We start from the raw sequence: 6,337 nt of genomic DNA, 5'->3' as shown, positions 1-6,337 counted from the left end.
AACGGCATCGCCTTTGGCTTCATTTCATGGACGGCGATCAAGCTGCTGTCGGGCCGCGGGCGCGAGCTGAATGCCGCGCTGGTGATCCTGTCGATCCTGTTCGTGATCAAGCTGGGCTGGTTCAACGCATGAGTGTTCCTTTCGACCCCGCGAGCTACGACCGCCAGCTCGCAGAAAAGACCGTACGCCTGCGTGAACTGCTGGCACCGTTCGATGCGCCCGAACCTCAGGTGTTCGACTCGCCGCGCGAGCATTATCGCCTGCGAGCCGAGTTTCGCCTGTGGCGCGAAGACCAGAAGCGTTACTACGCGATGTTCGCGCCGGGCGACAACAAGACGCCGATTCTGCTCGACGGCCTGCCGATTGCCAGCGAGCGTATCAACGCGCTGATGCCAGTCTTGCGTGATCGCTGGGAAGCCAGACCGACGCTGAACCACAAGCTCTTTCAGGTGGACTTCCTGACCACCCTGGCTGGCGATGCGATGATCACAATGTGCTATCACCGCCCACTGGACGACGCATGGCAGGCTGAGGCCCAGGTATTGGCTGCTGAGCTGAAGGTGAGCCTGATCGGTCGCTCCAAGGGCCAGCGTCTGGTCATCGGTCATGATTACGTGACCGAAAAGCTGGACGTGGCCGGACGCACGTTCAGCTATCGCCAGCCGGAAGGCGCCTTCACCCAGCCCAACGGCACGGTGAATCAGAAGATGCTCAACTGGGCATATGACGCGCTGGGCGAGCGCAGTGACGACCTGCTGGAGTTGTATTGCGGCAACGGCAACTTCACCCTGCCGTTGGCAACGCGTGTGCGCAAGGTGCTGGCCACCGAAATCAGCAAGACCTCGGTCAACGCAGCATTGAGCAATCTGCAAGACAACGCCGTCGATAACGTCACATTGGTGCGTCTGTCGGCCGAGGAACTGACCCAGGCCCTGAAAGAGGTTCGTCCGTTTCGTCGCCTGCAGGGCGTAGACCTCAAGAGTTACACATTCGGCAATGTGTTCGTCGACCCCCCGCGCGCCGGCATGGATGCCGACACCTGCGAACTGACGCGCCGTTTCGAGCGCATTCTTTATATCTCCTGCAACCCGGAAACCCTGGCTGCCAACATCGCCCAGTTGCACGATACCCACCGGATCGAGCGCTGCGCCTTGTTTGATCAGTTTCCGTACACGCACCATATGGAATCAGGCGTACTGCTGGTCAGGCGTTGAATCCTGTTTGATCCGATGATCGTGCCCTGCGGGGGGGCACGATCAAACAAAAACGCCCCGCCAAACGCTCCATCCATTTTTTTCGTTAGCATCCTATCTATGAGCTGAGGTATAACCCGTAACGCGAATACACTGCTTCGATGGAAGTCTGTCTTGAGCTCTGAATCCCCCGCCGCCGCTACCTCTGTCAAGCTGTCCAGCCAGCCTGGCTTCGTCAGTTTCATCCTGTCACGCCTGATGGCGGTGTTCGCCATGCAGATTCAGGCAGTGGTGGTCGCCTGGCAGGTCTACGACATGACCCGTCAGCCCATGGCGCTGGCCTACGTCGGGCTTGCCCAGTTCATCCCGATGTTGCTGCTGTTGATGCCTGCGGGCGATCTGATCGATCGCTACAACCGCAAGGTCATTTTGATGATCAGTTGGGGTGTACAGGCGGTCTGCGGGATCATCCTCCTGGTATTCTCGGCGCTCAATCTGCAGGATCTGCGGCTGATCTACGGTGCATTGATGCTGTATGGCTGCGCCCGCGCCTTTACCGGCCCGGCCCTGCAAAGCCTGTTGCCGCAGATCGTTCCGCGTGAACAGCTCGCTTCGGCGATTGCTACCAACAGCGTGATCATGCGCTGCTCGACCGTCGGCGGCCCACTGATCGGTGGTTACCTGTATTGGCTGGGCGGCGCGGAACTGACCTATTCGGTGTGCGTGGCGGCGTTCATCACCGGAATTTTGCTACTTGTGCGCGTTGCAACGCCATATGCCGGCAAGCCGGTGAACCTGGGCGACAGTGCATGGGGTCGCTTCACGGCAGGAATTGCTTTCATCCGCTCACGCCCCATCATTCTGGGCACCATCTCGCTGGACCTGTTCGCGGTACTGCTCGGCGGCGTGGTAGCTCTGCTGCCGATCTACGCTCACGAAGTGCTGAACCTCGGCCCACAAGGGCTGGGCATGTTGCGTGCTTCAATGAGTCTGGGTGAGCTGGCGACCGGGGTGTACCTGAGCATTCGCCCGCTGGATCGCAATGTCGGTATGACCATGTTCATGGCCGTCGGTCTGTTCGGCGTGGCGAACCTGGTGTTCGCCCTGTCCACGCTGTTCTGGCTGTCGTGCCTGGCGCTGCTGATCGCCGGGGCTGCGGACATGGTCAGCGTCTTCATCCGGTCGGCGCTGGTACAGTTCTCCACTCCGGACAACATGCGCGGACGGGTTAACGCGGTGAACATGCTGTTTATCGGCTCTTCCAACGAGCTGGGCGAATTCCGCGCCGGCACCAGCGCTTCGCTGATCGGCGCGATTCCGGCCGCAATCATGGGCGGCGTCTGTACGCTGGGCGTGGTGGGTGCCTGGATGACCGGCTTCAAATCGCTGCGCCAGGTCGATCGCTTTGCCGACGCCACGCCCAAGGACACCTCAGACAGCAGGCCCGCGAAAGTCCATTGATCATCCAGGCAGCGCCCCTGGTTTCAGAAACACCGGCATGGCGGCACTGCTTATTGGGCCCTGCATGAAAAATCGGCGAGCGCAGCCTCTTTTAGTACAGCGCCTAGAACCAATCGGTCTCCCCTACCCTCTATAGGTCGCATCCTGCATTGCGCCGCCCGTGTTTCACTGGCTATACGACGGGCTGGCGCGTATTGGTTTCACCAGCAACACTTATTGCACGACAAGAAGAGGGATCCGACATGCTCTGGAAAAAAGGCCGACGCAGCGACAACGTGGTCGATGCACGTGGTGAAAGCAGCGGCGGCGGAGGCATGCGCATCGGGGGCAAGGGTCTGAGCCTGGGTGGCATCGTGATCGTCGTCGCCATTGGCCTTTTGACCGGCCAGGACCCGATGCAGATCCTCGGTCAGTTGACCGGCCAGATGTCCGAGCAAAGCGCACCGACCAGCTCGCAAACCCGGCAGGCACCGCCGGCCAACGACCAGCAGGCCGAGTTCGTGCGCAGCATTCTGGGCGATACCGAGGATACCTGGCGCGCCGTCTTCGCCCAGAACGGTCGCCAGTACAAGGACCCGACCCTGGTGCTGTTCAGCGGCCAGGTCAACTCCGCCTGCGGTTTTGCGACCTCGGCAACCGGCCCGTTCTACTGCCCGGCCGATCAGCAGGTCTATCTGGACCTGGATTTCTTCCGCGAAATGTCACAGCGCTTCTCCGCTGCGGGTGATTTCGCCCAAGCCTATGTGATCGCTCACGAAGTCGGTCACCACGTGCAGACCCAATTGGGCATTTCCGCCAAGGTCGATGCCGCCCGCAAGGCCGGTCAACCCATGGAAGGCAGCAACGGATTACTGGTGCGTCAGGAGCTTCAGGCTGACTGTTTCGCAGGTGTTTGGGCCTACAACGCACAAAATCGTTTGAACTGGCTTGAGCCGGGTGATATTGAAGAAGCGCTGAACGCTGCCAACGCCATTGGCGATGACCGCTTGCAGCAGCAAAGCAGCGGCCGGGTCGTACCGGACTCCTTTACCCACGGGACTTCCGCCCAGCGAGTGCGCTGGTTCAAGACCGGCTTTGCGCAAGGCCAAATCACCCAATGCGATACGTTCGCCGCCAAGAGTCTCTAAGCACATGATTAAACCGCTTCTGGTCCTGTTGTTAAGCACTGCCTTCGTGAGCTTCGGGGCTCATGCCGAGGATCAAGCGGTTAAATCCATCAGCCCGGACCGTCTGGCCATCAACGGTGCCGAAGCCACGCTGGGTCTCAGCCAGGAGTGGGTTCATCCAAAACCGAAAATCGAGCGGGTGGTGATCGTGCTGCACGGTCGCCTGCGCAATGCGCAGACCTACCTGCGCAGCATCGAACGCGCTGCCAACCAGTCGAAAGAACGCAGCAAAACGTTGCTGATCGCGCCACAGTTTCTGGATGAAAAGGACATCGTCGCCCACCACCTGCCGGAAAACATCCTGCGCTGGCGCCAGAACAGCTGGATGGAAGGCGCGACTGCCAGCAATCCCAAGCCGATCAGTTCATTCCTGGTGCTGGACCACATTCTCAAGCGCCTGAGTGACAGCAAGCTGTTCCCCAACCTCAAGGAAATCGTGATTGCCGGCCACTCCGGCGGTGCTCAGGTGGTGCAGCGCTACGCCATGATCGGCGGCAAGGAAGATGCCCTGCTCACCCGTGAAGGCGTGAAACTGCGTTACGTGATCGCCAATCCGTCGTCCTACGCCTACTTTGACGCCGAACGACCTGAGCCGGTGACCGCGCAGAGCTGCCCCGACTTCAACGACTGGAAATACGGTCTGAACAAAATGCCGTTCTACTCGGGCAAGGAAAAACCGGCGGACATCGAAAAAGGCTACGTGAAGCGTGACGTCACGTATCTGCTGGGTGAACTGGACACCGACCGCAATCACCCTGCGCTGGACAAGACCTGCGCCGCTGAAGCACAAGGCGCCTATCGCCTGATTCGTGGCCAGAGCTACTTCAGCTACCTGCAAAAGCGTCACCCGGAAGGCTTGAATCAGCGCCTGGTGATCGTGCCGAAAGTCGGCCACAACGGCGACGGGATTTTCACCTCGCCCGAAGGCCAGGCGGTGCTGTTCAAACCGTTCTGACCTGACCGACGATCATGCCGATGCTGCGCGTCGGCATGCCGCTCGGGACGCTCTGTGTCCCTCCGAGTCAGATGCTACTTACGCAAACCTGCCTCAGCCCAACATCCCCCGCAGCGCCACGCAATCCACTGCGTGCCAGTCAGCCAGTTCTGGCCAGGGGTTTTGCGGCAGGTTGACCAGAATGGTCTTTGCTCCCGCCGCGCGGCCACAGTCCAGGTCGTGGCGGTAATCTCCGATCATGACCATTTTTTTCGGCTCAACGTCCCACGCGCTGGCCAGTTTCAGCAAACCAGCCGGATGCGGCTTGGGCGTGGCTTCGTCACGACCCAGCACATCCTCGACAGCAAAACAGTCATCCAGGCCGATGGCTTGCAGGGTGATGTGCGCCAGTTCGCGGGCGTTGCGGGTCAGGATGCCCAGTCGGTAACCACGTCCGGCGAGTTCGCGAATGAGCTCGACCGCGCCATCGGCGGGCTGCGCGCCCAATGCCAGTTCGCGTTCGTGCTCCAGCAGCCATGCATGCTTGGCAGCAGATTCAGCCGCAGGTAACGCGGCGAGGTGCCCGAGAATATCGTCATCCTGCGCAATACCCAGTTCTCGCTTGATCGCCGGGAAGTCGTGCACGGGGATGGTTAACGTGCCGTCCATGTCGAACACCCAGTGGCGAATGTCGTGAAGTGTCATGCCCAGTCCTTTCGATGGCGGATCAGCCCTTCCTGACTGACCGAGGCGACCAGTTGCCCGGCGCGGTTGAAAATACTGCCGCGCGAGAAACCGCGGGAATTACCGGCCCACGGGCTGTCCATGGCGTACAGCAGCCAGTCGTCGGCGCGCAGGTCGTTATGAAACCAGAGGGAGTGGTCGAGACTGGCCACTTGCATGTCACGCTGCCAGACGGTCTTGGCATGCGGTTTGAGTGACGTCGTCAGCAGGTTGAAATCGGAAGCATAGGCCAGCATGTACTTGTGCAGTGCGGGCGCGTCGTTGAGAGTGCCATCGGCCCTGAACCACACGTATTTGACCGGCTCGCCCGGCTGCGGGTTGTAAGGATCTTCAGCCGTCACCGGACGAAACTCGATGGGCTTCGGGCGCAGAAACTTGTCGTGCACCGCTTCGGGAATCAGGTGCGCACGCTGGGTCATCAGCTCCAGTTCAGACGGCAGATTTTCCGGTCCGACGATGTCCGGCATCGTTGCCTGATGCTCGAAACCTTCTTCGTCGTATTGAAACGACGCGCTGCACGTGAAGATCGGCTTGCCCTTTTGAATCGCTGTAACACGACGGGTGCTGAAGCTGCCGCCGTCACGCACACGATCAACCTGATAGACAACCGGTAAACCGGCATCGCCCGGACGCAGAAAGTAACCGTGCAGCGAGTGAACGTGGCGGTCTTCTTCGACAGTCTGGCTGGCGGCAGACAACGATTGCCCCAGTACCTGCCCGCCGAACAGCTGGCGAAAACCCAGATCCTGGCTGCGGCCGCGGAACAGGTTTTCTTCAATAGGTTCCAGCGTCAGCAGCTCAACCAGATCATCCAGCACTTGGCTCATGTTCATCCCTCG

6 protein-coding genes and 1 pseudogene are annotated in these 6,337 nt (G+C 60.2%); 5 read left to right on the top strand and 2 right to left on the bottom strand.

Features of this window, described 5'->3' with window-relative positions; all coding sequences use genetic code 11:
- The 5 genes and pseudogenes from BZK31_RS22140 to BZK31_RS22120 form a co-directional block, all read left to right on the top strand.
- Positions 1-132 (top strand): annotated as a pseudogene (locus BZK31_RS22140) (NCS2 family permease); the annotation flags it as partial.
- The gene (gene trmA / locus BZK31_RS22135) at positions 129-1,214 is read left to right on the top strand and encodes a tRNA (uridine(54)-C5)-methyltransferase TrmA (RefSeq protein ID WP_083185442.1); all 1,086 of its coding nucleotides are present in this window, start codon (positions 129-131) and stop codon (positions 1,212-1,214) included. The pseudogene BZK31_RS22140 and the gene trmA, both read left to right, overlap by 4 nt.
- Before the next feature lie 153 nt (positions 1,215-1,367).
- Entirely contained in the window at positions 1,368-2,654 is a 1,287-nt protein-coding gene (locus BZK31_RS22130; protein WP_083185441.1) for an MFS transporter, read from the top strand.
- Positions 2,655-2,896: 242 nt separating this feature from the next.
- Entirely contained in the window at positions 2,897-3,781 is an 885-nt protein-coding gene (gene ypfJ / locus BZK31_RS22125) for a KPN_02809 family neutral zinc metallopeptidase (protein ID WP_083185440.1), read from the top strand.
- A gap of 4 nt (positions 3,782-3,785) precedes the next feature.
- Positions 3,786-4,775 (top strand): hypothetical protein, encoded by a 990-nt coding sequence (locus BZK31_RS22120; protein WP_083185439.1) that lies wholly within the window; start codon positions 3,786-3,788, stop codon positions 4,773-4,775.
- Positions 4,776-4,868: 93 nt separating this feature from the next.
- Here BZK31_RS22120 and BZK31_RS22115 read toward each other — a convergent pair whose 3' ends face one another.
- Together BZK31_RS22115 and tesB are read right to left on the bottom strand one after the other, a co-directional pair.
- A complete protein-coding gene (locus tag BZK31_RS22115; RefSeq protein ID WP_083185438.1) occupies positions 4,869-5,459 on the bottom strand; it encodes an HAD family hydrolase in 591 nt (196 codons plus the stop codon).
- Positions 5,456-6,325: an acyl-CoA thioesterase II gene (gene tesB, locus BZK31_RS22110; protein WP_083185445.1), complete on the bottom strand. Its 870-nt coding sequence runs from the start codon at positions 6,323-6,325 to the stop codon at positions 5,456-5,458. Before tesB ends, BZK31_RS22115 begins: the two co-directional genes overlap by 4 nt.
- Positions 6,326-6,337: the final 12 nt, after the last annotated feature.

Source organism: Pseudomonas floridensis, from assembly GCF_002087235.1.
Classification (GTDB): Bacteria; Pseudomonadota; Gammaproteobacteria; order Pseudomonadales; family Pseudomonadaceae; genus Aquipseudomonas; species Aquipseudomonas floridensis.
This window is presented reverse-complemented; position numbering and strand designations above follow the sequence as displayed.

Coding starts and splice junctions, on each gene's coding strand:
- trmA (WP_083185442.1), top strand. CDS start 129: ATGAGTGTTCCTTTCGACCCCGCGAGCTACGACCGCCAGCTCGCAGAA.
- ypfJ (WP_083185440.1), top strand. CDS start 2,897: ATGCTCTGGAAAAAAGGCCGACGCAGCGACAACGTGGTCGATGCACGT.
- BZK31_RS22120 (WP_083185439.1), top strand. CDS start 3,786: ATGATTAAACCGCTTCTGGTCCTGTTGTTAAGCACTGCCTTCGTGAGC.
- BZK31_RS22115 (WP_083185438.1), bottom strand. CDS start 5,459: ATGACACTTCACGACATTCGCCACTGGGTGTTCGACATGGACGGCACG.
- tesB (WP_083185445.1), bottom strand. CDS start 6,325: ATGAGCCAAGTGCTGGATGATCTGGTTGAGCTGCTGACGCTGGAACCT.